This window comes from Tautonia plasticadhaerens (assembly GCF_007752535.1).
Lineage (GTDB): Bacteria > Planctomycetota > Planctomycetia > Isosphaerales > Isosphaeraceae > Tautonia > Tautonia plasticadhaerens.
Window position 1 is genome coordinate 827,289 of sequence record NZ_CP036426.1, and the last position, 23,306, is coordinate 850,594.

Here is a 23,306-nt window from a genome sequence, read left to right on the forward strand (position 1 = left end):
GAGGGGGGGACGATCGGCGATCGACGGGGTCAGTCCCGCCCCGGGTCGTCCTCGGCGTCGGGCGACCCGAGCGACCGATAGAGGCGGGCCAGCTCGACCAGAAGGGGTTCGAGCCGCTCGTAGTAGGCGTCCTCGCCCAGCTCGGCTTTCCGGTCACGCAGGTCGGCGATCTCGGCCTCCAGCTCGTCCCGACGGGCCCGGACCTCCGCCGGCATGTCCCGCTCGCGATCGCTCGGGATGAGGTGGAACTGGTGGGCCCGGACCCCGTCCGCTTCGGCGTCGTCGGCGGGCCGCTTCGTGGCCCGGACGCCCCGGAACCAGTCGGGGGGGGTGCCGAGGCCATCCCCGTTGTCGTCGAGCAGCGGGTGCTCGGTCGCCAGCCGGGCCTCGGTCCGATAGAACTCGGCGACCCGGGCCCCGGCCATCAGGTACGCCTCCAGCAGCGAGACCTGGTCGTCCTTGTCCAGGTCGGCCGACGGGTCGGCGATCGCCTCCGACAGGAATCCGCCGAACCGGGCGAGATTCTGCTCGTCACCGCTGCGGGTGGCGGTCACGACGACGCGGTCACCTCCCGAGAGCGCGTTGATGAACGGCCCGCTCGCCGAGGCGCAGTTGATGACCGCCGTCGGCCCCGTCGTCCCGGCGAGCCAGCCGGCCAGCTCGGCGGCCGAGACGTCCGGACCCCGGAGGTTGAACTTGGCCTCCTGGCCGTCGAAGGTGCCATGTCCGATGAACACCACCCAGAGCGGCCCGCCGGCCGACGACGACGAGGCCAGTGTCTCCCTCAAGCGGTCCCGGTCGTCCATGCCGTCCGGCTCGTCGTCGCCGATCCGGATCAGCTCGGCACCGGCGGGGGAGGCGGCGTCGGCCCAGCGATCGGCCCAGGAGCGGAACTGCTCGTCGTATTCGGGATCGCCCGGCGCGCCGATCACCACGACGACCCGGGCCTGGACCGGCCGGGGGTCGTCGGCCGGGCCGATCGCCAGGGAGCAGAGCGAGGCGAGGAGGATCGTCATCGAGGGGACTCACGAGAGGCCGTTGATGCGCCTCAGCCCCCACTCGGCGACCAGGCAGGAGAGGGCGACGAGGAAGTAGAGCGGGTGATGCCAGAGCGGCGAGGTCCACGGCTCGGTGATCGGCGCCGATCGCCGGGAGAGGCCCGAGACGAAGGCGTCGAGCCGGTCGGGGTCGACGACCTCGCCCCCGGTCCGCTCGGCGATGCGATCGGCGAAGTCGCGATCCGGATCGAGCCTGGCGAACTCGTCGGCCGACGGCTGCGCCGCCCAGCCGGCCTCCCGACGGCCCAGCTCGGCACCGTCCGGGCCGTAGGCGTTGGCGACGAAGCGATGGGGCCCGGGCTGCCGGGTGGCATACGAGGCGACGTAGGAGCCGGGCTCCCGGTCGTCGGGCTCGGCGTCGAGGGTGAGCGTGACGCCGTCGGGCGTGGCGACGGCGAGGGACACCTTCGCGTCGTCGAGGGGCCGATAGTCCGGGTCGCGGACCCGGACGGTCAGCCGGACTGCGGGGGACCCCGAGTCGTCCTCCGGGCGGACGTCCAGCTCGACCCGCTCGGGCACGTCGGCCACGAGCCATCGGACCGACTGCCGCCAGGCGCGGTCGAAGTCGTCCTCGGCCGGGTCCCGGCGTCGGAGCCCCCAGCGCCAGAGGTCGCCGATCATCAGGGCGGCCACGTGACCCCGGCCGAATTGCTGGGCCACCAGTGCGGGCCGGGCGTCGCCGCCGGGGGCGACGACCTGGGACAGCACCACGGCCCCCGGCTTCAGCCCGCCGACCCGGCTGAGGGTCCGGAAGGGCGGCATCGAGGCCAGCCGCCTCCGCTCGTCCTCCTCGGTCGTCCGGGTACGGACCCAGGGCTGGAGCCACCCCTCCCGGGTCAGCACGAGCCGGAACTCCGGGGCCTCGGCCGGGGGGGGGGCGACCCGATCGAGGTAGACCGGCAGCAGGTCGCCGATCGGGGTCCGGTCGTATCCGCCGTCGGCGAAGCCGTCCGGCCCGCCGAGCATCAGCAGGCCGCCGCCCCGGACGCTGACGAAATCGCGGACGAGTGCGCGTTGATCCGCCGAGAAGAACTCCGACTCCAGGTCGTCGACGATGACCGCGTGGTAGCGGTACAGGTCCTCGGCGGCCCTGGGGAACCCCTCGCGCAGCTCGAACTCGTCGGCCGTGTTCAGGCGGACGAGCACCGCCTCGTCGCGGCGCTCGGCCGTCTCGTCGTCCGGGTTCTCGAACCCGTCGTAGAGCGGGCTGGCCGACCGGGTCCCCTCCGCCTGGAAGTCGAACTTCGGCTGCCGCTTGGCGATCCGCAGCAGCCCGACCAGGTCGACCTGGTCGTCCCCCTGCAACGCCCGCTTGAGGAACTTGAACTCCCAGTTCGGCCGGCCGCTGACGTAGAGCACCCGGAACGGCCCGCCCCCCTGGTCGACGACCAGCAGGCGGTCGTTGTTCGCCAGGGTCTGCTCGACCGGCGATGCCCCCTCGTCCGGGCCCGACATGACCGCCTCCTCGTCCGAGGCGGCGAAGGCGCGGACGGTGTAGAACGAGACCCCGCTCCGCTCGGGCCGGAACTGGAAGCGGAAGCCCAGTGGGCGGCCCTCGCCCTCCGGCGTCGCCTCCTCCCGGGCGACCTCTTTCCCGAATTCGTCGAGCAGGACGGCCACGACCGGCTCCCGGCCGACGCCGACCGCCGAGACGTCCGCCCGGACGACCGCCGGCGCCGCGTCGAAGTTCGTCTCGCTGACCGAGACGCCCGTCACCCCCACGTCCCGGCCGGCCCTCCGCCCCCCCGGCAAGAGGGGGTAGACCGGCGGCAATCCCGACCAGTCGACCTCCCCCGAGTCCGTCCGATTGCCGTCGGTCACGAGCAGCACCCCGGCCAGCGGCAGGCCCCGGAAGCGGCGCGAGACGGCCGCCAGCGCGGTGCCGATCGCCGACCCGGCGCCGTCGAAGCGGAGGGCCTCGAAGCCGTCGACGCCCCGGAGGGTCGAATCGAATGAATAGCTACGGACGTCGAAATCCTGGCCGAGTCGGGTCCGCCACTCCGACTCGCCGAGCAGGAGATCCTGGAACTGCTCGCCACGCGATCGGCCCTCGCCCGCATCCCGGATGATCAGGCTCGCGCTATTGTCCGCGACGATGGCGAAGGCGTTCGCCCCCGGGCGGGGCCGGGTGCCGGTCAGCAGCGGTTCGAGCAGGCTGAGTGCCAGCACCGTCAGGGCGATCCCCTTGAGCAACGCCCCCGCCAGCCGCACCGGCGTCCGGGCCCTGGCCCGGCCGTAGCTCCAGAGCACGGCCAGGGTCGAGACGCCGAGCAGCCCCAGCGCCCCGGCCATCCATTCGGGGGACCCCCAGACGATCGTCGGCATCATTCACCGCTCCCGAGGCGTTCGAAGTAGCGGCGGACCCCCTCGGCGAACCGGGGGGGCACCGGATCGCGGTCGATCGGCACCAGGTCGTCGGGCGACTCCCGACGCCTCAGCTCCTCGGCCACCCGGTCGCGCAGGTCCCGGATCGGCTCGGCGACGAGGCCCTGCAGCTTCGTCCAGTCGGGCTCCCTGGCGTGCCGACGGAACTCCTCCCGGGCGGCGCGGACTCGGTCCCGGATCCGGGCGGCCTCGGCGCTCAGCTCGGGATCATCGAGCAGTTCCTCGACGTCCCGCATTCGATCGGACCACTCCCGGAACCCTCCCCCGGTGATCGGCCCGCCGGGGCCGCTCCGGCCGCCGGCCTGGAAGGGGTCGAGCAGCTGCTCCAGGCCCGGGGCGCTCCCGCCGCCTCCCTGCGAGCCGCCCCGTTGCCCGTCCTGCCCTCCCCGCGAGTCGCCCTGGCCGTCGCCCTGCTGCTGGCCGTCCTGCTGACCTCTGGGGCCTTCGTCTTCTCCCTCGGGACCCGGTTGCTGCCCGCCTTCCTGCCCGCCTTCGCCGGGCTGGGCTCCGCCCGGTTGACCGTCTCCCGGCTGCCCTTCGCCTGGCTGCTGACCCTCCGGCTGTCCTTCGCCTTGCTGACCCTGACCAGAAGGGCGTTCTCCCTGCGGCGTCTCGTCCGGCTGTCGGTCTCCCGAGTCCTGCCGACCTCCCGGGTTCCCGGGGCCCTCCTGCGGATCGTCCTGCCCTTCGGGGCCGAGCATGTCCAGCGCATCGAACGGGTCGAGGGTGGGATCGTCCGCGGAGGCCCCCGCCGTCCCTCCGGGGATCCCCGGCTCCGATGCGTCCCCCGGCTCACCCCGCCCGGCCGAGGCCGACCGCCCGATCTCCCGTCCCACCTGCTCGGAGAGGTCGTCCAGCTCGTCCTGGGCCAGGCGGAGGGCGGCGGTGTCGCCGCCGAGGACGCGGTCGGCGGCCCGATCCACCCCCTCGCTCAGCTCGTCCAGTCCTTCGGCCGCGGCCCGGGAGGCCCGGGCGGCTTCCTCGTTCACGCCGAGGCCGGCGAGCTGCTCGGCGGCCTCGATCGCCTGCGAGACGGACTGCTGGTCGGCGCGTCGGATCGCCTCGAACAGCTCCTCGGCCAGCAGGGGTTCGGTCTCCTCGGCGTCCTGGACCGTCTGCTTCATCCGTTCGACGAGTGCCTCGTACTGCTCGCGCTGCCCGGCCAGTTCCTCCCCGACCTGGTCGCCTTCGGATTCGCCCCGGAGCGACCGCCGAGAATCCCCTTCGGGGTCGGAGAGCCGCTCGGTGAGTTCGTCCTGCGACTCGGCGAGTTCTCGGGCCTGGTCGCGCATCTCGCGGAGATCCTCCTCGAAGCGGTCGGAGGTCTGCTGGCGGAGTTCCTCCCGCAGCTCGTCGAGCCCTCGGCCGGCCCGGGTGCCCTCCGTGATCGCCTGCGAGAGCTGGCCCGCCTCGAGCGCCTCGCTGGCCTGGCGGAGGTGCTCCCGACTCTGCTCGACCTGCTGCCGGGCCTCGGCCATCCGATCGCGATTCTCCTCGCGCTCCATGCGTTCCCGGAGCTCGTCGGCGTCCCGGAGCATCTGCTGCTGCTGCTCCCGGAGCCGCTTGAGCTGCCGCTCGATCTCCTCGCGCTGTTGCTCGTCCTCGGCGGCTTCCAGGGCCGATTGCAACTCCTGGAGCCGCTCGTTCAGGTCCTCCTGGCGCCGGGCGAGTTCCTGCAAGCGGTTGAGCACCTGGCGAAGCTCGCGCTGCTCCTGGGTCTGCTGGGTGAGCGACTCCTGCTGGGCCGATCGCTGCTGCTCGTAGCGGTTCTCGTCGTTGGAGAGTTCGAGTTCCTGCAACTGCCGCTGCGACGGCCCGCCCGCACCTCCGCCCCCGCCCGCCTGGCCGGGCTGGCCCTGGACGACCTGGAACTCGCGGTCCCGGAGCTTGAGCAACGCCTGATAGGCGGCCTGCTCGGACGCCAGCGCCGATTCGAGCGGGCCAGGATCCGGCCCCTCGGCCGATTCGGCCAGCCGATCGGCCGCGTCCTCCATGAAGCCGGTCGCCTGGCCCATCGCCTCGATGGAGCCCGGGTCGCGCAGCTCCCCCGCGAGTTCGCCCGCCTGCGCGATCGCCGAGCGCTGGGACTCCAGCACCACTCCCGCGTCGGCCGCGAACGAATCGGGGAGCGTCGAGGCGACCGAGGTGCGGCGGATCAGGCCCCAGGTGGCGTTGATGATCTGCTTCTGCAAGTCGGCCAGCTCCATCGCCTGCTGCGCGTTGCCGCCCTGCGGCCCCTGGCCCGGCGGCTGGCCTCCGGAGGGCTGCTCGCCCTGCCGGAAGATCTCCTCGAAGGGGCGGATCTCGGCGAAGTACATGTCACCGGACGTCCGCCGGGGCTGGCCGTCCGGGCCGACGTCCTCCGCCCAGAAGTGGTACGACGCGAGCTGGTCCGGCTCGACTCCCAGCGCCTCGAAGGCGATCAGGTGCCCCGACTCGGCCTCCTTCGAGGCGGGCTCGGGCGTCCCCAGGACGATCTCCCGCGGGTCCTTGCCCGCCAGCATCAGGGTGACGCCGTGCCGGACCAGGCCGAAGTCGTCGGTCAGCTCGGCCCCCAGGCTCAGCTCCTCGATCGGCGACACCCGGACGTCCCGGGCCGGTCGGGCGACCCGGATCTCGGCGGGCCGGTTCCGGGTGACGTTGATCGACAGCTCGGTGGGATTCTCGTTCGATCGCCCGTCGGGGTCGACCAGCTCGACCCGATAGCGCTTCGGGTCGGTGAGCGTCAATCTCGTGGCGTAGACGCCGCTGCCCTCGCCCGCCGAGGCGAGGTCGACGACCTCCTCGCCGTCCACGAGCCGGGCCGTCGCGACCTCCTTGTTGAGCCGGAACCGGAGCGTCAGCTCCGTCCCCTCCACCGCCGTGACGTGCCGGACGTCCTCGACGGTCCTGGCCGACAGGCCCGTGTATCCGGGGAACGCGAGGTCGGCGTCGACCCGGAGGACCTCCGGGTAGTCGAACACCGTGACCCGGTAGGGCTCGCTCGCGCGCCCGGCGAAGGCGACGCGGTAGGTCAGGTCGGCGTCCACCCGGTCGATCCGGGCCGCGAAGGTCGGGTCTTCCAGGCTCCGGGCCATCGGGCGGAGGGCCTCGGCGGTCTCGCCGCCCTCGACGACCAGCGTCGCCTCCCCCGGCACGGCGGCGTTGAACCGGGCCACGACCAGCAGCGAGGTGCCCCGCTCGATCTCCGCGTCACCCGGCTCGACGACCAGCCCCGAGGCGATCCGGCCCGCGTCCGCCGAGATCGCCGATCGGCCCCCCGGCGGCGTCCGCAGGGCCAGCATCAGCGCGACCACGATCAGCCCGCCGAGCGTCGCCGCGTGGGAGAGCTCCGAGGCCCAGAGTGCCCACCCCGGGACCGACTCGTCCCAGTCGTGCTCCCGACGGTGGTCGAGTACCCCTTGCAGGACCGCCTGCCTCAGGAAGGTCCGGCCCGACTCGGGAGCCTCGGCGTCCCCCTCGACCACGACGAGCAGGCCGGTCGCCAGCTCCGGGTACCGCGCCTCGATCCGCCGGGCGATCCCCCGCCGGTCCCGGGCCGACCGATACGCGACGACCGCGACGACCAGCCCGGAGGCCCCCGCCAGCCCGGCGAAGATCAGGCCCAGCCTCCAGCCGACCAGCGGCGACGCCCCCCGGCTCGACAGGGCGTCCAGGCCGATCCCGACGAGGAGCCAGGCCAGCCAGCAGGCGGCCAGGGCCCCCCAGAGGCGGACGTTCCGCAGCCGACGGGCGACCTCGTCGATCGCCTCCCTCAGTTCGCCGCTCATGACGCCACCGCCTCCGCTCGGGCCGGTCGGGGACGGGCGAACCGCCCCGCCAGCCAGGTCTCGACGATCAGGATCCCGATCGCGGCCACGACGCCCCACCGCCAGAGTTTCTGCCTGCGTTCGAGCTCGGCGTTCATCAGCTGCCGACGCGCCTCCGCCTCGTCCGCCTCGTCCGCCTCCCGGCCCGCCATCCGGACGCCCAGTTGCTCCAGGGCCGCCACCTCCAGCGGGTCGGTCCTCCCCTCGGCCGGGTCGAGGTTCACGGCGAACCGCCTCGGGCCGTCCGGCCCCTCGACGGCGTAGACGCCCGGGACCTCGGCCCCGGAGAATTCGTCGGTCCCGGCCGAGAGCACGACGTCCGAGCCCCCCGGCGTGCGGACGACCCGCTCCCCGTCCCCCTCGGGCACGGGGATGCGGTCGCCCACGGTCAGGCCCCCGGCGTCGAACTCGTCTTCGGCCCCCCGATCGAGCAGCGAGGTCATCAGCGGGACGAACTTCGACGACCGCGCGAGCTGGCTGTCCCCCGGCCCCCAGGAACTCGCCAGGACGACCAGCCGGCCCCGGCCCATCGGCCACTCGACGACGGCCGGCGTCCCGCCCTCGAACCGGGCGACGACCCTGCCGTCACCGAGGGACTCCTCGTCGATCCGCCGATAGTGCCAGAAACGGACGTTCGTGAAGTCGTTGTACTGCGGGCCGGCCATCGGGGCGAACAGGGGGTGGCCGAAGTCGATCTCGCCGAGCATCGCGTCGGGGTCGACCCGGGCCTCTTCCACGTCTCCCAGCGTCAGGCCGCCGATCGCCTCGATCGTCCCGGCATGGTCGGCCGAGGCGAGCACCCCGAGCACCGTGCCGCCGTCCCGGGCGAACCGGGAGAGCCGGGCGACCGCCTCCTCACCCGGGTCGTCGGCGACGACGACGAGCGGCACGGCCTGCTCCGTCTCGATCGCCAGGGCTTCCCCGGCCCGGACGGCCCGGACCCGGACCTCCCTCCCCGGCAGGTCCTCGAAGGCCCGGGCCACGTAATACAGGAGCGCCTCGGGGTCGTCGAGGGCGTCGTCGCCCAGGAAGAGCAACGTCTCCGGGACGACCGGGGCGTCGGCGATATAGACCACGTTGTCGAATTCGGACGGATCCCCCTCCAGGATCAACGCCCCTCCCGTCCCCCCTCCGGGCCGGGCGACCCGGACCACCCGGCTCTCCCCGGGGGGCACGGAAACGTCGGTCGGCCGCTCGTCCCCCTCGGCCCAACCGACCCGGAACCGCTCCCCGGGGGAGCCCCCCTCGTTGGAGACCCGGACCCGGATCGCGTCGTCCTGCTCGGCGTCGGCCGTGGGCACGGTCGGCGTGGCCAGGCGTTGGAGGCCGGCGTTGCCGGAGGGGTCGGACACGGTCCGGAGTTCGACCCGCACGTCGGCCGGCCACTCGACGTCGCCGATCGCGTCGAGTCGCGCCCCGCGCTGCAGGTCGCTTACGAGGACGATCCGGCGGGGGACTTCCCCGGCGAGGTCGTCCCCCCGGGCCTCGTCCTCGAAGGCGGCCACGGCGTCGAGCAGCGCCTGGCCCAGGTCGGTCGCCCTCCAGGTCGGCCTCAGCTCGTCGAGGCGGGACCGGGCGACGGCGAGGCGGCGGGACGGATCGAGCGTCCCGGATTCGTCGAAGCTCAGGAGCGGCCGGGTCGCGTCGTCGAAGGCGAGGACCGCCAGCCGGTCGCCGGGCCGGGTCTCCCCGATCGCCTCGTCGGCCAGCCGGCGGGCCCGCTCCCAGAGGTCGCCCCGCCTCATGCTCGCGCTCGTGTCCAGCAGCACCACGACCCGACGATCGGCCGCCTCCCCCGCGTCGAGCCGGGCCGCCTGCCTCAGGAAGGGCCGGCCGAAGGCCAGGGCCAGCAGCAAGAGCGCCAGCGCCCGGAGCAGCAGCAGCGGCCAGTTCTCCAGCCGGCTGCGGCGGGTGAGCTTCGGCGGCGTGGGGGAGAGGAACATCAGGGAGCTGAACGGCACCTCCCCCTTGGGCGTCCGGCGGATCAGGTGGAAGACGATCGGCGCGGCGATCGCCAGGGCACCCAGGATGTACAGGGGGGTGAGGAAGCTCATCGGCCGCCCCCCTGGCCGGATTTCCGCCGGCGGTCCGGGCGCCGGCCCCGGCGCTCACGGGCCTTGAGGAAGTCGAACAGCACCGTGTCGAGCGGCCGGTCGGTGGTCATGGGGGCGAATTCGATCCCCAGGTCGGCGCAGGCCCGCTCGACCCCGGCGGCGTGCTCGGCGAAGCGGCGGAGGTACTCGGCCCGGGCGGCGCCCGGGTCGATGTACAGCTCCCGGCCCGATTCGACGTCGTGGAACATCGCCGGGGTCTCGAAGCGGAAGTCGACCTCGGCGGGGTCGAGCACCCGGACGACGAGCAGGTCGTGCCCCCGGGCCTTCAGCGACCCGAGCCGGGTCCGGAGCAGGTCGATCGGCGCGAGCAGGTCCGAGACGAGTACGATGAGCCCCCGGCGCCGGAGCGTGGCCGCGATCTCCTCCAGCGGCCCCGCCAGGTCGGTCGCCCGGCCGGTCGGGGTGCGTTCGAGCATCGCCAGCATCCGGCGGAGCTGCCCCGGCCGGTGCCGGGGGGGCAGCACGTCGACCACCCGGTCCTCGAAGGTGATCAGCCCGACCGCGTCGCGCTGGAGCGTGAGGAAGTAGGCGATCGTCGCCGCCAGCGTCCGGGCGTATTCGGCCTTGGTCACCGGGCCCGAGCCGTAGCCCATCGACCGGCTCATGTCGAGCACGACCGAGCATCGCAGGTTCGTCTCGTCCTCGAACCGCTTGATGTAGTAGCGGTCGGACCGGGCGTAGAGCCGCCAGTCGAGGTACCTCGGGTCGTCCCCCGGGGAGTACTGGCGGTACTCGCTGAACTCGACCGAGAAGCCGTGGAACGGGCTGCGGTGCAGGCCGGTGACGAACCCCTCGACCACCACCCGGGCGCGCAGCTCCAGGCTCTTGATCCGCATCAGCGCCTGCGGGTCGATCGCCGTCTCCCCGCGACCGCGGGCGCCCGAGCCGGACGACTGGAGGCGATCGAGGGGCGTGGTCACGACTTCGGGCCCTTCACGTGTTCCAGCAGTCGGTCGATCACGGCGTCGACCGTCACCCCGTCCGCCTCGGCCCGGTAGCCGAGCAGGATCCGGTGTCGCAGGGCGGGCTTGGCCAGTGCCCGGACGTCTTCCGGGGTGACGTGGTAGCGCCCCGCCAGCAGGGCCCGGGCCTTCGCCCCCAGCACCAGGGACTGCGCCGCCCGGAGGCCGGATCCCCAGCTCACCCAGTCGTTGACGAACCCCGGGGCGCCCTCTCCCGGGCGACTCGCGGCCGAGAGCTTCACGGCGAACCGGACCACGTCCTCGGCGCAGGGGACCTTGCGGACGACCTCGTGGAACCGCAGGACGTCCGGCCCGTCGAAGATGGGCTCGATCGGTTCGGTCTTCCTCGACGTGGTCTGCTGGACGACCGCCACCTCGTCGTCCTCGGGGAGGTAGTCGACGACCACGTTGAAGAGGAAGCGGTCGAGCTGGGCCTCGGGCAGCGGGTAGGTCCCCTCCATCTCGATCGGGTTCTGGGTGGCCAGCACGAAGAAGGGCTCCTCCAGCGGGTAGCGCTCGCCGGCCGCCGTCACCTGGTGCTCCTGCATCGCTTCGAGCAGGGCGGCCTGGGTCTTGGGGGGGGTGCGGTTGATCTCGTCGGCGAGGATGACGTTGGCGAAGATCGGCCCGCGGACGAACTGCATCCGGCGGCGGCCGTCGCCGGTCTCCTCCAGGATCTCGGTGCCGGTGATGTCGGCCGGCATCAGGTCGGGGGTGAACTGGATGCGCCGGAACTTCAGGTGGAAGACCTGGGCGATGGTCCGCACGAGCAGCGTCTTGGCCAGGCCCGGCGCCCCGGTGATGAGGCAGTGACCGCCGCAGAAGAGGCCGATCAGCAGTTGATGGGTCGCCTCCCGCTGGCCGACGATGACCTTGCCCAGCTCGCGCTCGATCCGCCCCCGGCTCTCGTGGATCGCCTCGACGGCCCTGCGCTCGTCCTCGAATGCTGCGGTTTCGACGTCTGCCGACACGGTCGCTCCTTTCGAGCCCGGCGGGCCTCCCGAGGGCGCCGCTCAGTGCGTCATGGCGTAGGTCACGATGTTGATGCCCATCGGGTACGAGAGCTTCTCGGAGAATTCCCGGAAGTAGTCCGCGTCCTCCCCCTCGCGCTCCCAGCCGTCGCCGAGGTCGGTGTTGTGGCAGATGATGACCATCATCCGCCCCTGCTCGTCGAAGAGCCCCTTGTAGTGGGGCGTCTGGGTGTCGTAGCCGCGCTCCCAGGTGACGTTCGAGCCCCGCCGCCAGCCGTGGATGCTCGGCACCTGCGGCTTCTCCTCCAGGCGGTAGACGATCCGGAAGATCGGGTGGTCGACGTCCAGTTCCTGCGGCTCGAACTCGGGGAAGACCCGCTTGATCTGCTGGTAGAAGTTCTGATATTCGTAATCGCCCCAGAAATCGTCGACCATCAGGAAGCCGCCGTTGAGCAGGTAGCGGCGGAGCGACTGCACCTCGGCCTCCGAGAACATCAGCGCCCCCGGCTCGATCATGTAGAGGAAGGGGTGGTCGAACAGCTCCTCGTCGGTCAGGCGGAGGATGATCGGGTCGGGGCTGACCTTCAACGAGGTCAGTTGCTGGAGCCGGTACGGGAAGTTCAGGTCGCTGTCCGGCCAGTCGGTCGCCCAGCCGCCCCCCCATCGGCCCCGGCCGCCGTAGGAGTCGTACTGGACCCGGACGAAGGTGAAGGTGTCCTCCTTGAAATGCTCGTCGACCTCCCAGTCGGGCACCCCGGCACGGTCGTCGGGCATGACGCCGGGGTAGTAGCCCCGCCCCCCGTACCCCCGCCCCCCGTACCGCTGGGCCAGCGCGGTCCCGCCGGCGACCGCGAGCAGGGCGACCAGCGCGATCACCGTCCGGCGTCTCGACCTCATCGCGGGACCTCCCTCCGCCCTCCCGGGCGTTCGGTTCAGCGCGGTATGGCGGGCTCCCCCTCGACCAGCTCCAGCAGCAGCCGGTGCGCCTCCCGGAACCTCGGCGCCTCTTCCAGGGCCTTGAGCACCTCGCGACGGGCCTCGTCCGCCCGCCCTTCCTGCTGGAGCAGCCCGGCGAGCCGGAAGTGGATCTCCGCCGGGTCGGTCGGGTCCAGGGTCGCCAGCGCCTGATAGGCGTCGATCGCGTCGCCGGTCTCCCCCAGCCGCTCGGCCGCCCGGGCGAGGCCCCGGTGCGGGGCGGGGATCAGCGGGTTGACGGCGAGCATCGCCCGGCAGTGGTCGGCGAGGCTCGGCCAGTCTTCCTCCTCCTCGTCCAGCTCGATCAGCCGGAGCAGGGCCGACCCGGCCCCGGCGTCCCGGGAGACGAGCGACTGCAACGCCTCCCGCTCGGCCTCGGGGTCGTCCCGCTCGCGGAAGACGGCGGCCAGCAGCGCATCGGCGCTCTCCGGCCCGACGCCGTCGGGGTCGAGTCCCTTGAGCGTCGTCAGCGCCTCCTCGGCCCGCTCCCAACGTTCCTCGTCCACGAGCCGGAGCCCCAGCCTGCGCCACCCGGGGATGCTCCCCGGGTGCCCTTCCAGCCAGGCCTCCAGCGCCTCGACGTCGGCATCGGGCGGCAACTCGGGCACCTCCCAGGACGCCCCCGGGGCGGCGGCCTCGGCCTTCGATCGCGCTAAGTCGAGGAATTGCTCGTCCAGCTCCTCGAGCGATTTCCCGAAACGGTCCGGCAGTGCGTCATTGATGGGCACGCCTGCCCCCAGATCGTCCAGCAATCCCCGGATCGCCTCCAGCCCCTCCAGCCCGACCAGGAACTCGACGGCCAGGGCCGACTCGAAGTAGGCGAACTGCACGTCGAGCGGCGATTCGGGGGCGAGGAAGGCGCCGCTCAGGCCGCTCAGCGGCGTCAGGTCGTCGGCGAGGAGCTTCTCCCGGGAGTGCGGGTCGATCCGGGTGGCCCAACTCGGGTCCTCGCGCCCTTCCTCGAACACGGAGATCCCCTCGCTCAGCCAGCGGGGCATCTTGTTCTTCGACCGGGCGAGCGTGACTGAATGGCAATACTCGTGCCAGAGGACCGACTCCCAGTTCGACGGGTCCTCCCCCTGCGCCGCCGGGCTGATGGCGGTGATGACCCGGCCGAAGCAGACGCCGAGGAAGCCGTCCGCCCCCGGCAGGCCGAAGGTCCGCACGGCGAAGTCGTTCTTGCTGGGGAAGACCTCGACCACCACCGGCTCCTCGACGCTCGCCCCGTACCGCTCCCGGAGCGTCTGCCGGGCCCGGCCCAGCAGGTCGAGCACGCGATCGCCGTACAGCTCGGCCTCGTCGGGATCCATCCTCACGAGGAACCCGTCGCCTTCGAGGGTCCGGTAGCCGTCCAGCTCCCCCTTGAGCGTGACGAGGTTGTAGGCGAGCACGTTGTAGCCGTCCCGCTCGAAGACCTCATTGGCGAGGGCCCAGCCCTCCTCCTCGGCCCCCAGTCGGAGCAGGTCGGTGCAGAGCTGGATCTTCGCCGGCAGGTACTCCGGGTCCCGTTCCAGGGCCCTCCGCTGGTAGGCCGAGCCTTCGGCGAACCGATATTTCTGCGAGAGTTCCCGGCCGAGGATGTGGTCGACCTCCGGGTTCTCCTCCCAGCGGTCGAGGGCCGAGGCCCTGGCCTCGGCCTCGCCCTCGGGGTCGTTGGTCAGGTGGGCGATCACCGCGAGGAAGGCCCAGGCCTGCTGGTCCCGGGAGTTGATCTCCAGGACCCGGCCCAGCACCGCTTCGGCCTGCTCGTAAGCCTCGGCGTCGATCAGGTGATTCGCCCGCAGCAGCAGGCTGTCGGCGTGATTCGGGTTGAGCCCCAGCGCCGCCTCGATCGCCTCGGCCGACCGGGCCCGGTCCCCCTCCGAGAACGCCCGGGCGAGGAGGAACTGGTAGCGGGGGTCGTCGGCCGCCTCCTCGGGGGCCCTGGCCAGCGTCTCGGCGGCGAGCGCGTCGTCCCGCTTCTCCAGGGCCAGCTCGGCCGAGGCGAGGTAGGCGTCGACCAGGCCCGGCTCGCGGTCGATGGCCACGTCGAAGAACCGGTCGAGCACCTGCTTCGGGTCGATCCCCCGCAGCAGGAAGAACCGGCCGAGGGCCACGCGGCCCCCCGCCGTGTCGTAGCGATCGGGGAAGGTGCGGATCAGCCGCTCGATCCGGTCGAGCACCGCCGGCACCTCGCCGGCCCGCCCGGTGTAGCGGAAGACGTCCCGGGCCATCATCAGCAGCGGCAGGCTGGCAGGGAACCGCCGCAGCCCCACCTCCAGCGAGGCCAACGCGGCCTCGTCGGCCCCGGTGGCCAGCTCGGCCTCCGCCTTCAGCTGGATCCAGCGCTCTTCCCAGACGAAGCCGCCGACCGCCTCGGCGGCCATCCGGGCGGCCTCCTCGTACGAGCCGGAGCGGAGCAGGGCCTCGGCCTCGTCGAGATCCGCGGCCCCGGCCGGGACCATCCCCCAGCAGGAGCAGGCGGCGGCGAGGACGATCAGGGTCCCGGGCCGTCCCGCCCGCCCGATCTTCCCCCGTCTCGGGCCGATGGTCATCGCGATGCCCTTCCAGTCCGTCGGTGCGGCGGCATCCTTCCTAGGCGTCGCCCGCGACCGTCGTGCGCCGGGCGATCCCACGATTATGGGACGCCGGGGGGCGGATCGCCAAGGGAGCGCCCCCCGGGATTCGGGCCCGATCACCCGCCGATCCAGCGGTCGAACCACCCGAACGCCTCGTCCTGCATCGGCCGGTCGAACTTGTGGGGGCCGGGGTAGAAGGTGCCCCGGTACCGGTCGCCGGACCCCGCCTTGTCGAAGACCTCGGCGAGCATCGTGTCGGCCCGCTTCATCTCCGGGAGCGTGAAGAGGGAGTCCTCCTCGTCGTACTGCACCAGGGTCGGCCGGGGGACCCGCAGGCCCAGGATCTCCGGGTAGTCCAGGTCCGGGGGCAGCCCGGGGATGTAGATCATCCAGGTGTGCGTGAACGACTTGTCCAGCGCGTAGTCGCGCCAGGTGCTCATCATCCCCACGCAGCAGGCGCAGGCGATCCGGTCGTCGGTCCCGGCCAGGTAGACCGTCCTCAGCCCGCCTCCCGAGAGCCCGCCGCAGCCGATCCGGTCGGGGTCCACGTCCTCCCGAGAGGCGAGGTAGGCCAGCGCCCGGCGGTCCTCGGCCAGGAAGACGCCCGGCCAGGTCGTGCCCGCGCAGAAGAGGCTCTTGGCCATGATGGATTCGTGCTGGCCCGCGAACCGGTTGTAGGCGCGGATTTCCTCCTCCGACTCCGGCCGGACCTCCTCCAGCCCGTCCCGGATCCGCTCCGGCACGTCGGCCAGGCGGATCCGACGGCTGGCGAAGGCGAAGGCGTCGTGCACCAGGACGACGAAGCCCCGGCGGGCCAGCTCGTTCGCCCAGCTCAGGCCGCCGTAATACTCGTCCCGGTGCGCCCGCATGATCGGGTGCAGCTCGTCGCCGATCTGCGCCACCTTCTTCCAGCCGAAATACTTGTTCCCCCCGTGGTCGTGCAGCGCCAGCACGGCCGGGAGCCGGCCGGTCGCCCCCGCCGGCTTCAGGACGACGGCCTCCGTCGGCGGGCCGTAGGGGAGCTCCCAGTGCAGGTGCTCCACGTCCAGCCCGTCGTATTCGAACCGATGCTGGATCTCGGCCCGGGGGACGCCCCCGGCGTCGGGCTCCATCATCAGCTCGGCGACGCGACGCCGGGTCCCGAGCCGCCAGGGTTCGAGCCCCGCCGGCGCGAAGTCCGGGTTGCGGAACGAGAGTCGGGCCGGGCCCTCGCCCAACAGCGAGGCGGCCCAGGGGCCGTAGGCCCCGAGCATGTTCGGTTCCACGGTGCGGCCCTCCTCGGGTGATCGGGACGGTCGCCGTCGGAGCGGCGGCCCCGACCGTTATACACGCCGGGACGCGCCGATGCCCCCCCCGACCCGGCGTGGCCCCGATCCCCGCCCGGGCATCCCCCGGCGGATCGAGTGTGGACATCCCGGATCGGGCCGAGGAAGATCGGACCCGGGGCATCCCCTGCATCCCCGGCGCACCTGCCCACGCCCCCTCATCGCCGGATGCGAACGTCGCGAGCACATGCTCGGAGGGATCATGTGAGCCGATGCACGTCGCTCTCGTTCCAGAATGCGACCGTCAGCCTCCGGACCCTCCGGCTGGAGCCCTGGGCCCGCCACGTCATCCTGTCGCCGGGCGAGAAGGTGGAGGTGGTCGCGGAGGCCGGGCCCGAAGGGCCGGGCTTCCGCGTGGTCGAGGCAGCCGACTCGACGCTGCTCTACACCAGCGGATGCGAGCGGGCCTGGGTCATCCAGGACGGGGTCTCGCTCGAACTCCAGCCGACGTACGACACCCTTCCCCTCCCCGCCCGCCGGCCCCGGGCGGAGGACGACCCGTTGTGGGATCCGGACCTCGACCTCGCCCGATGAGCCTCCCCCCCGGTCGGTGGTCCCGCCTCGCGCAGCCGCCGATCCCCGGCCCCCCGATCAGCGCTCGTACAGCTCCAGCGGCAGGCCGTCGGGGTCGGCGAAGAAGGTGAACCGCTTGCCGGTCAGCTCGTCGAGTCGGACCGGCTCGACCGCCACCCCGCCCAACTCCAGTTCGAGCACGGCGGCGTCGAGGTCGGCCACCTCGAACGCCAGGTGCCTCAGGCCGCTCGCCTCGGGGTAGCTCGGGCGCCTCGGGGGATCGGGGAACGAGAACAGCTCGACCTGCGTCCCGTCGGGCAGCCGGAGGTCGAGCTTGTACGAGTCCCGGGCCTCCCGGTAGATCTCGGAGACGACTTCCAGGCCCAGCGTCTCGGCGTAGAACCGCCGGGACCGCGCGTAATCCGAGCAGATGATCGCGACGTGATGCGTCCGGAGCAGCCTCATCCGCCATCTCCCCCGTCGGCGACCCCCGACCCCGACCACTCCTCGAAGAGCCGGACCATCGCCTCGGGGATCCGCCTGGGCCGGTGGCTCCGGGGGTCGACGGCCACCCAGAGGGTCCGGACCTTCGTGAGCAACCGGTCGTCGCTCGGGCGGAGGATCTCGACGAACCGCTCGAAGGTCGCGCCGTCGGCCATCCCCACCCAGGTCCGCGCGACCAGCTCGTCGCCGGGCAGGGCCGGCTTGAGGTAGTCGATCTCGTGCCGCCGGGCGACCCAGAGCAGCGCCTCGGCCAGCTCACCGGTCACCACCGCCTTCCAGTGCGCGACGGCCGCGTCCTGCGCGTACCGCAGGTAGACGACGTTGTTGACGTGCCCCATGCGGTCGATGTCCCGGGGGCCGACCGTCACGGGATGCTCGAAGACCCGGGGCTCAGCCATCCGATCACTCCGAGGGTCCCGCCCGACCAGCCCGTCCCGGCGTAATCGCCGACCGTCCCATTTTACCGGCTCCGAGGCCGCCGGTGACTCCACTCGGGAGTCCTCCCGATCCAATGTGACTGAAATCCCTTCCTCCCCCGATCTTAAAAGGTGTGGGCCCGATCTCCCGGCCCGCGTGCCTCCCCCCGCGCCGAGAACCCGCACCGTGCCCGAACTCCTTCGCCCCGACTCCCCTCGCCCCCGACGATCCCCCCGACCACCCGCGGGGGGCCGGCCCGCGCGCCGAGGTCGCCCGTCCCCGGCTCCGAGCCCGGTCGGCCGTCCCGCCGCCCGACCGGCGCGTCGGGGACGCGCACCGAAGCGGAGCGAACCCATTCCCGGGCAGGACATCCTGCGACAACTGATTCACTTGAAAGGGATTGCATCGCATGGGTCGCCTCGCGGGATCAGCGCACCGTCCGCGTCCGGCCCGCAACCCGGTCGCATCCCGCCGGGGCCGCCCCCCGCCGCGTCCCCCCCCGGGGCGGCCACCGCCGCCCGGGCCCCGAGGGTGTCCGGTGCGCCGCGACGGAGCGAACCCATTTTCGAGGCGTCAGATCGCGGGCAAGTTGATTCGCCGGAACGATTTGCGTTCCGGGAAGTGCGGCACCTCGTCGGCGCACCGGCCGCGTCCCGGCCACCTCGGGGCCGTCGCTCCCCGCCCGTCGGCCGGGTCGCCCCGATGTGGCCCTTCCCCGCGGCGTCGCCGTCCCGGTGCGCCGCGCGGAGCGAACCCAATTGGGTTTCGGGATTTTCCTTTCTGGAAAACGACTTGCGTCGGATTCGCTGGGCCCCGCGGTGGCGCACCGGCCGCGTCCGGGCCCCCGATTGTTCGTCCCGCTGGTCCCGGGACGGGCGGATTTCTCCGGAACTTCTCGTGCCTCCCGGTTCGGGATCGGGCTAAGATGCCGGTCCTTCCCCACCTACCCGAGACCTCCCCCCCAGCGAGGACCGCCGGACGATGATCGACCCGAACGAGATCCGAGAGGCCGCCCGACGAGGGCGGGGCCCGACCCGCCGCCGGTTCCTCGCCTGGGCCGCCGCGCTGCCGGCCCTCCCGATGCTGGGTGGGCGGGCCGAGGGCCGGGTCCTCCGACGCCCGAGCTTCTCCGCCGACCCGTTCTCCTGCGGCGTCGCCTCCGGGGACCCGGACCCCCGGGGCGTCGTCCTCTGGACCCGGCTCGCCCCCGAGCCGTTCGAGCCGTCGGGCGGGATGGCGCCGGACCTCGTCGAGGTCTCCTGGCAGGTCGCCAACGACGAGGCGATGGCCGACGTGGTTCGCGAGGGGAAGGCCGTCGCCACCCCCCAGCTCGGCCACTCGGTCCACGCCGAGGTCGACGGCCTGGAGCCCGGCCGCTGGTACTACTACCGCTTCCGGGCCGGGGACGCCGAGAGCCCCGTCGCCCGCACCCGGACGATGCCCCGGGCCTCGGAGACTCCCGACGAACTCCGGTTCGCCTTCGCCTCCTGCCAGCACTTCGAGTCGGGCCTCTTCACCGCCTACCAGTACATGGCCCAGGACGACCTCGACCTGGTCTTCCACCTCGGCGACTACATCTACGAGGGCAAGGGCCGGGACGGCCAGGTCCGCAAGCACCTGGGGGACGAGATCCAGTCGCTCGACGACTACCGGATCCGATACGCCCTCTACCGGAGCGACCCCCACCTCCGAGCCATGCACGCCAAGTGCCCCTGGATGGTCACCTGGGACGACCACGAGTTCGACAACAACTGCGCCGGCGAGATCTCGGAGCAGGAGGAGGTCGACCCGGTCGCCTTCCTCGGACGCCGGGCCAACGCCTACCAGGCCTACTACGAGATGATGCCCCTGCGGCGCCGGTCGCTGCCCCGGGGGGCCGACATGCGGCTCTACCGCGGCCTGAACTTCGGCCGGCTCGCCGCCTTCCAGGTGCTCGACACCCGGCAGTACCGCTCCGACCAGCCCAACGACGACCGCCGCAGCCCCCTGAATGACGCCGCCCTCGACCCGAAGCAGTCGATGCTCGGCCGCCGGCAGCTCGGCTGGCTGGAGGCGAACCTCCTGGCCTCGACCGCCTCCTGGAACGTCCTTGCCCAGCAGGTGATGATGGCGATGGTCGGCTTCCGGTTGGAGGACGGCGACGGCGCCCGGGTCTACTCGATGGACCAGTGGCCCGGCTACGCCGCCGAGCGGATCAAGCTCATGGAGTTCCTCCGGGACCGCAAGGTCCCCAACCCCGTCGTCCTCACTGGCGACATCCACTCCAACTGGGCCAACGACCTCCGGGTCGACGACCGGGAGCCCGACCGGCCGGTGGTGGCCACCGAGTTCGTCGGCACCTCCATCGCCAGCGGCGGCAACGGCATGGCCACCGTCCCCGGCCTGGAGGAGCGGCTGGCCGACAATCCCGCCGTCCGCTTCTTCAACGCCCAGCGCGGCTACGTCCGCTGCACCGTCACCCCCGAGGCCTGGCGGAGCGACTACCAGGTCGTCGAGCAGGTGACCACGCCCGGCGCCCCCGTCGTGACCAAGGCCTCCTTCGTGGTCGAGTCCGGTCGCCCCGGCTGCCAGCCGGCCTGACCCGACGGTCCGAAGGTTGATGCGACCCTCCCCGGGGCCGGACTCGGCCCCGGGACCTCCCCGAGACGAGCCCCCCCATGATCCTCCTGCTCTCGATCGCCCTCGCCCTGCCTCCGGCCGATGCCGACGCCCCCGGCGCCGACCTCCGGGTGATGAGCTTCAACATCCGTTACGGCACCGCCGATGACGGCGAGAACGCCTGGCCGAACCGCAAGGACTTCCTGGTCGAGACGATCCGGGGCGTCGACCCCGACCTCCTCGGTACTCAGGAGACCCTCGGGTTCCAGCGGGACGACCTGGCCCGGGCCCTCCCCGAATACACCGTGCTCGCCGCCGGGCGGGACGACGGCAAGGAGTCCGGCGAGATGATGGCCCTCTTCTACCGGACCGACCGCTTCGAGGAACTCCGATCCGGCCACTTCTGGCTGAGCGAGACGCCGGACGAGGTCGGCAGCAAGAGCTGGGACAGTTCTCTGCCCCGGATGGTCACCTGGGCCGAGCTGCGGGACCGCAAGGCCGGCCCCGGGTCCCCCCCGATCGCCGTCTTCAACACCCACTTCGACCATCGGGGACCGCAGGCCCGGCTGGAGTCGGCCCGGCTGATCCGCCGCAAGGTCGCCGAGCTGGCCCCGAACTCTCGGGTCGTCGTCACCGGCGACTTCAACGCTGGGGAGGGGAGCGATCCCTACGAGGCCCTCTTCGACCCCGAGGCCGAGGCGCCCCCGCTGGTCGACTCCTACCGCGTCGCCCACCCCGAGCCGAGCCCCGAGGGGGAAGGCACCTTCTCCAACTTCCGGGCCGGGGCGACCACGGGCCCCCGGATCGACTGGATCGCCTGCTCCCCCGACTGGGAGGTGAAGCGGGCCGACATCGTCCCCGATTCCCGGGACGGCCGGACCCCCTCGGACCACCTCCCCGTCACCGCCATCCTGGCGCCGAAGGCCGGGGCCGACCAGGACTGACCGGCCCGGGGTCGGGTCATCGTGTGCAGGTCGGGTCCCCGACCCGATTCCAGGGCATCTTCGCCAGGAGCATCCCCATGCCGCAGGTCTCGGTGATCCCGGCGAAGACCAGCCCCGCCCCCGCGAACGCGGAGAGGCCCAGGAAGCCCGGATGCACGAACGCCCCCAACGCGGTGCCGATCACCACGAGCGCCCCGGCCGCGATCCGGACCTGCCGCTCCAGGGAGATGGCCTTCGTCCCCCGGACTACCGGCAGCCCGGCCTGCTCCCAGGCGACCGTCCCCCCTTCCACGTTCACCACGTTCGAGAACCCGGCCGACGCGAACTTCTCGCTGGCCATCCTCGCCCGGTTGCCGCTCCGGCAGATGACGTACAGCGGCTCGCCCCCGGCGGCGTCCCGCGACGCCATGACCGCCCTCGGGTCGAGCGCGTCGAGCGGCACGAGCCGGGCGGGCTCCGCGTGCACCTCCCGGAACTCGACCGGGGTCCTTACGTCGATCAGGTCCACCGGCTCGCCCCGGCGGCGAAGCCCCTCCAGCTCCCTCGGCGAGATGGTCGGAATGGTCGCAACGCTCATCGTCCCGCTCCCCGATTCGTCCCCGAGTGCCGGTCGCCCGGCCTCACGGCTTGAAGTAGGCATAACCCTCGACCTGCTGCGTCCGGATCAACTCGACCGCACCCGACGGCACCGTGCCGACGCCCGGCAGCAGGTCCTCCCGGTCGATCGACCGCTCCCTCATGGTGTTCTCGCAGGCCACGAAGCGGACGCCCCGCGCGGCGAGCGACCCGACCGCCTCGGCGTGCCCCGACCGGCCCGCCTCGACCGTGCCGATGCCGTCGCCGTGGCAGACCACCGTGATCCGCGCCCCCGGGGCCCGTTCCAGGATGTTCGCGATGTTCTTCAGGCCGCCGGCCTGACGTGCCTCGTCGGCGAAGTTGACGTGGACGACCGCCCTCAGGGGTTCCCCGTCGTCCGGCGCCTCCCCGGCGTCCGATCCCGGCCGGCCCGCGACGACGAGGACCCCGACCACCGCGACGGCCGCCCATCCGACCCTGGTCATCCGCGTCTCCTCCCCGTCCGATGCGACCCGACGGCGACGGCCCCCATCGCGGCCGGACACCGGGGACGCCAACGGCGATCCCCCCGATTCCCCCCGACGCCGCTTCCCGGGGGCCGATCCCGGTGCTAGAATCCAGTAGCCCTCTCGCCCAACTATATTACCGATCGGTTATCCAGTCAAGACATGAGCCCCGCGATCCCCGACGAGTTCCTCGGGCTGATGGCCGAGAAGTTCCGAATGCTGTCGGATCCGACCCGGCTGGCGATCCTCCGGGCCTTGATGGCCGGGGAGCGGAACGTGACCCGTGTCGTCGAGGAGACGGGGCGCAACCAGGCCAACGTCTCCAAACACCTGAAGATGCTCTCCGACGCCGGGCTGGTCGCCCGCCGCAAGGAGGGCTTGCAGGTCTTCTACCGGCTGGACGACCCGCTGGTGGAGCGGCTCTGCAAGCTCGTCTGCGAGACGATCGTGCAGGAGTCCCACGAGGAGGTGCAGCGGCACCGGAAGCTGCTGAGCGGCTACGGGAAGGCGAAGCCGTAGGCGAGGGTCCCTGCTCGACTCGACAAGCGTCGTCGCCGGGGCCATCTCGGGAGGGCCGGGACCCGGGGCCGGGCGGGGGGCGGGTCGTCGACCGCGCGGGGCGGGCGTCGGCACCCCGGGGCCGATCGGTCGGATCAGGGGGCGTCGGGGGAGGGGGGGCTGCGGAGGAATTCGACTTCCCGGCGACGTCGGGCGTCCCTCATGGGCTGGGGATCCCAGTCCAGATCCTCGTGCTCCAGCCAGGAGGCGGCCCGGTCTCGGAGGTCGCCGGGGACGGGCACGCCCAGCTCGGCATGGAGCACGACCACGCCGCAAAGGGCCAGGCGGGCCAGCTCGTCCCAGGAATCGAGGTCGTCGCCGTGCTCCTCCCGGAAGGCTTCCAGGGCGACCCGGAGGGTGTCGGCGTTGGCGAGTTGGCGGTGGATCTGCTCGGCGGGCGTGGGGTCGCGGTCGCTCATCAGGTCGTCGTAGGCCCGGCCGTGGATGCGCTCGAAGGCGGAGTCGATCGCGTCGGCGACCTCGTCGACCTCGTAGCTGCGGACGCCCCAGTGTCCCATCGGCTCGGCCCTCCC

The 23,306-nt window shown here is 72.5% G+C and carries 18 protein-coding genes; 4 read left to right on the forward strand and 14 right to left on the reverse strand.

The window, feature by feature from the left end:
- Positions 1 to 29: 29 nt before the first annotated feature.
- The 9 genes from ElP_RS03060 to ElP_RS03095 form a co-directional block, all read right to left on the reverse strand.
- The gene (locus ElP_RS03060; protein ID WP_145267132.1) at positions 30 to 1,016 is read right to left on the reverse strand and encodes a hypothetical protein; all 987 of its coding nucleotides are present in this window, start codon (positions 1,014 to 1,016) and stop codon (positions 30 to 32) included.
- A gap of 9 nt (positions 1,017 to 1,025) precedes the next feature.
- Positions 1,026 to 3,386: a hypothetical protein gene (locus ElP_RS03065; protein ID WP_145267134.1), complete on the reverse strand. Its 2,361-nt coding sequence runs from the start codon at positions 3,384 to 3,386 to the stop codon at positions 1,026 to 1,028.
- Positions 3,383 to 7,213, reverse strand: coding sequence for a DUF4175 family protein (locus ElP_RS37575; RefSeq protein WP_197446678.1), 3,831 nt, complete (start codon positions 7,211 to 7,213; stop codon positions 3,383 to 3,385). The genes ElP_RS03065 and ElP_RS37575 overlap by 4 nt, the downstream gene beginning before the upstream one ends.
- The gene (locus ElP_RS03070; protein WP_145267136.1) at positions 7,210 to 9,306 is read right to left on the reverse strand and encodes a BatA domain-containing protein; all 2,097 of its coding nucleotides are present in this window, start codon (positions 9,304 to 9,306) and stop codon (positions 7,210 to 7,212) included. The genes ElP_RS37575 and ElP_RS03070 overlap by 4 nt, the downstream gene beginning before the upstream one ends.
- Positions 9,303 to 10,202, reverse strand: coding sequence for a DUF58 domain-containing protein (locus ElP_RS03075; RefSeq protein ID WP_145278181.1), 900 nt, complete (start codon positions 10,200 to 10,202; stop codon positions 9,303 to 9,305). The genes ElP_RS03070 and ElP_RS03075 overlap by 4 nt, the downstream gene beginning before the upstream one ends.
- An 80-nt stretch (positions 10,203 to 10,282) precedes the next feature.
- Complete coding sequence (locus ElP_RS03080; protein ID WP_145267138.1) at positions 10,283 to 11,299, reverse strand: AAA family ATPase; 1,017 nt, start codon at positions 11,297 to 11,299, stop codon at positions 10,283 to 10,285.
- Positions 11,300 to 11,341: 42 nt separating this feature from the next.
- On the reverse strand, positions 11,342 to 12,196 hold the full coding sequence (locus tag ElP_RS03085; RefSeq protein WP_145267140.1) for a DUF4159 domain-containing protein: 855 nt from the start codon (positions 12,194 to 12,196) through the stop codon (positions 11,342 to 11,344).
- Positions 12,197 to 12,231: 35 nt separating this feature from the next.
- Positions 12,232 to 14,808: a tetratricopeptide repeat protein gene (locus ElP_RS03090; RefSeq protein ID WP_145267142.1), complete on the reverse strand. Its 2,577-nt coding sequence runs from the start codon at positions 14,806 to 14,808 to the stop codon at positions 12,232 to 12,234.
- 140 nt (positions 14,809 to 14,948) lie between these two features.
- Complete coding sequence (locus ElP_RS03095) at positions 14,949 to 16,097, reverse strand: alpha/beta hydrolase family protein (RefSeq protein WP_145267144.1); 1,149 nt, start codon at positions 16,095 to 16,097, stop codon at positions 14,949 to 14,951.
- A 264-nt stretch (positions 16,098 to 16,361) separates the two neighbouring features.
- On the opposite strand from ElP_RS03095, the gene ElP_RS03100 reads away from it, so the two are divergent.
- Positions 16,362 to 16,691 carry a hypothetical protein gene (locus tag ElP_RS03100; RefSeq protein ID WP_145267146.1) on the forward strand — a complete coding sequence of 110 codons (330 nt, stop codon included), beginning with the start codon at positions 16,362 to 16,364 and terminating at the stop codon, positions 16,689 to 16,691.
- A gap of 57 nt (positions 16,692 to 16,748) precedes the next feature.
- Here ElP_RS03100 and gloA2 read toward each other — a convergent pair whose 3' ends face one another.
- Positions 16,749 to 17,135: an SMU1112c/YaeR family gloxylase I-like metalloprotein gene (gene gloA2 / locus ElP_RS03105; RefSeq protein ID WP_145267148.1), complete on the reverse strand. Its 387-nt coding sequence runs from the start codon at positions 17,133 to 17,135 to the stop codon at positions 16,749 to 16,751.
- Entirely contained in the window at positions 17,132 to 17,572 is a 441-nt protein-coding gene (locus ElP_RS03110) for an acyl-CoA thioesterase (protein ID WP_145267150.1), read from the reverse strand. The genes gloA2 and ElP_RS03110 overlap by 4 nt, the downstream gene beginning before the upstream one ends.
- A gap of 1,000 nt (positions 17,573 to 18,572) precedes the next feature.
- Here ElP_RS03110 and ElP_RS03115 point away from each other — a divergent pair.
- Together ElP_RS03115 and ElP_RS03120 are read left to right on the forward strand one after the other, a co-directional pair.
- Positions 18,573 to 20,171, forward strand: a complete 1,599-nt coding sequence (locus ElP_RS03115) for an alkaline phosphatase D family protein (protein WP_145267152.1) — start codon at positions 18,573 to 18,575, stop codon at positions 20,169 to 20,171.
- A gap of 77 nt (positions 20,172 to 20,248) precedes the next feature.
- Positions 20,249 to 21,133, forward strand: a complete 885-nt coding sequence (locus tag ElP_RS03120; RefSeq protein WP_145267154.1) for an endonuclease/exonuclease/phosphatase family protein — start codon at positions 20,249 to 20,251, stop codon at positions 21,131 to 21,133.
- Between the two features lie 16 nt (positions 21,134 to 21,149).
- Here ElP_RS03120 and ElP_RS03125 read toward each other — a convergent pair whose 3' ends face one another.
- Together ElP_RS03125 and ElP_RS03130 are read right to left on the reverse strand one after the other, a co-directional pair.
- A complete protein-coding gene (locus ElP_RS03125) occupies positions 21,150 to 21,710 on the reverse strand; it encodes a rhodanese-like domain-containing protein (RefSeq protein ID WP_145267156.1) in 561 nt (186 codons plus the stop codon).
- A 43-nt stretch (positions 21,711 to 21,753) separates the two neighbouring features.
- Positions 21,754 to 22,194 carry a DsrE family protein gene (locus ElP_RS03130; protein ID WP_145267158.1) on the reverse strand — a complete coding sequence of 147 codons (441 nt, stop codon included), beginning with the start codon at positions 22,192 to 22,194 and terminating at the stop codon, positions 21,754 to 21,756.
- 183 nt (positions 22,195 to 22,377) lie between these two features.
- Here ElP_RS03130 and ElP_RS03135 point away from each other — a divergent pair, with 183 nt between their 5' ends.
- Positions 22,378 to 22,734, forward strand: coding sequence for an ArsR/SmtB family transcription factor (locus tag ElP_RS03135; RefSeq protein ID WP_145267160.1), 357 nt, complete (start codon positions 22,378 to 22,380; stop codon positions 22,732 to 22,734).
- A 134-nt stretch (positions 22,735 to 22,868) separates the two neighbouring features.
- Here the strand turns inward: ElP_RS03135 and ElP_RS03140 are convergent, their stop codons facing one another.
- On the reverse strand, positions 22,869 to 23,291 hold the full coding sequence (locus ElP_RS03140) for a hypothetical protein (protein ID WP_145267162.1): 423 nt from the start codon (positions 23,289 to 23,291) through the stop codon (positions 22,869 to 22,871).
- Positions 23,292 to 23,306: the final 15 nt, after the last annotated feature.

Excerpts from the sequence above, each read along its gene's own strand:
- ElP_RS03060 (WP_145267132.1), bottom strand. The coding sequence starts at position 1,016 with ATGACGATCCTCCTCGCCTCGCTCTGCTCCCTGGCGATCGGCCCGGCC.
- ElP_RS03065 (WP_145267134.1), bottom strand. The coding sequence starts at position 3,386 with ATGATGCCGACGATCGTCTGGGGGTCCCCCGAATGGATGGCCGGGGCG.
- ElP_RS37575 (WP_197446678.1), bottom strand. The coding sequence starts at position 7,213 with ATGAGCGGCGAACTGAGGGAGGCGATCGACGAGGTCGCCCGTCGGCTG.
- ElP_RS03070 (WP_145267136.1), bottom strand. The coding sequence starts at position 9,306 with ATGAGCTTCCTCACCCCCCTGTACATCCTGGGTGCCCTGGCGATCGCC.
- ElP_RS03075 (WP_145278181.1), bottom strand. The coding sequence starts at position 10,202 with ATGCGGATCAAGAGCCTGGAGCTGCGCGCCCGGGTGGTGGTCGAGGGG.
- ElP_RS03085 (WP_145267140.1), bottom strand. The coding sequence starts at position 12,196 with ATGAGGTCGAGACGCCGGACGGTGATCGCGCTGGTCGCCCTGCTCGCG.
- ElP_RS03090 (WP_145267142.1), bottom strand. The coding sequence starts at position 14,808 with ATGACCATCGGCCCGAGACGGGGGAAGATCGGGCGGGCGGGACGGCCC.
- gloA2 (WP_145267148.1), bottom strand. The coding sequence starts at position 17,135 with ATGAGGCTGCTCCGGACGCATCACGTCGCGATCATCTGCTCGGATTAC.
- ElP_RS03110 (WP_145267150.1), bottom strand. The coding sequence starts at position 17,572 with ATGGCTGAGCCCCGGGTCTTCGAGCATCCCGTGACGGTCGGCCCCCGG.
- ElP_RS03115 (WP_145267152.1), top strand. The coding sequence starts at position 18,573 with ATGATCGACCCGAACGAGATCCGAGAGGCCGCCCGACGAGGGCGGGGC.
- ElP_RS03120 (WP_145267154.1), top strand. The coding sequence starts at position 20,249 with ATGATCCTCCTGCTCTCGATCGCCCTCGCCCTGCCTCCGGCCGATGCC.
- ElP_RS03125 (WP_145267156.1), bottom strand. The coding sequence starts at position 21,710 with ATGAGCGTTGCGACCATTCCGACCATCTCGCCGAGGGAGCTGGAGGGG.
- ElP_RS03130 (WP_145267158.1), bottom strand. The coding sequence starts at position 22,194 with ATGACCAGGGTCGGATGGGCGGCCGTCGCGGTGGTCGGGGTCCTCGTC.
- ElP_RS03135 (WP_145267160.1), top strand. The coding sequence starts at position 22,378 with ATGAGCCCCGCGATCCCCGACGAGTTCCTCGGGCTGATGGCCGAGAAG.
- ElP_RS03140 (WP_145267162.1), bottom strand. The coding sequence starts at position 23,291 with ATGGGACACTGGGGCGTCCGCAGCTACGAGGTCGACGAGGTCGCCGAC.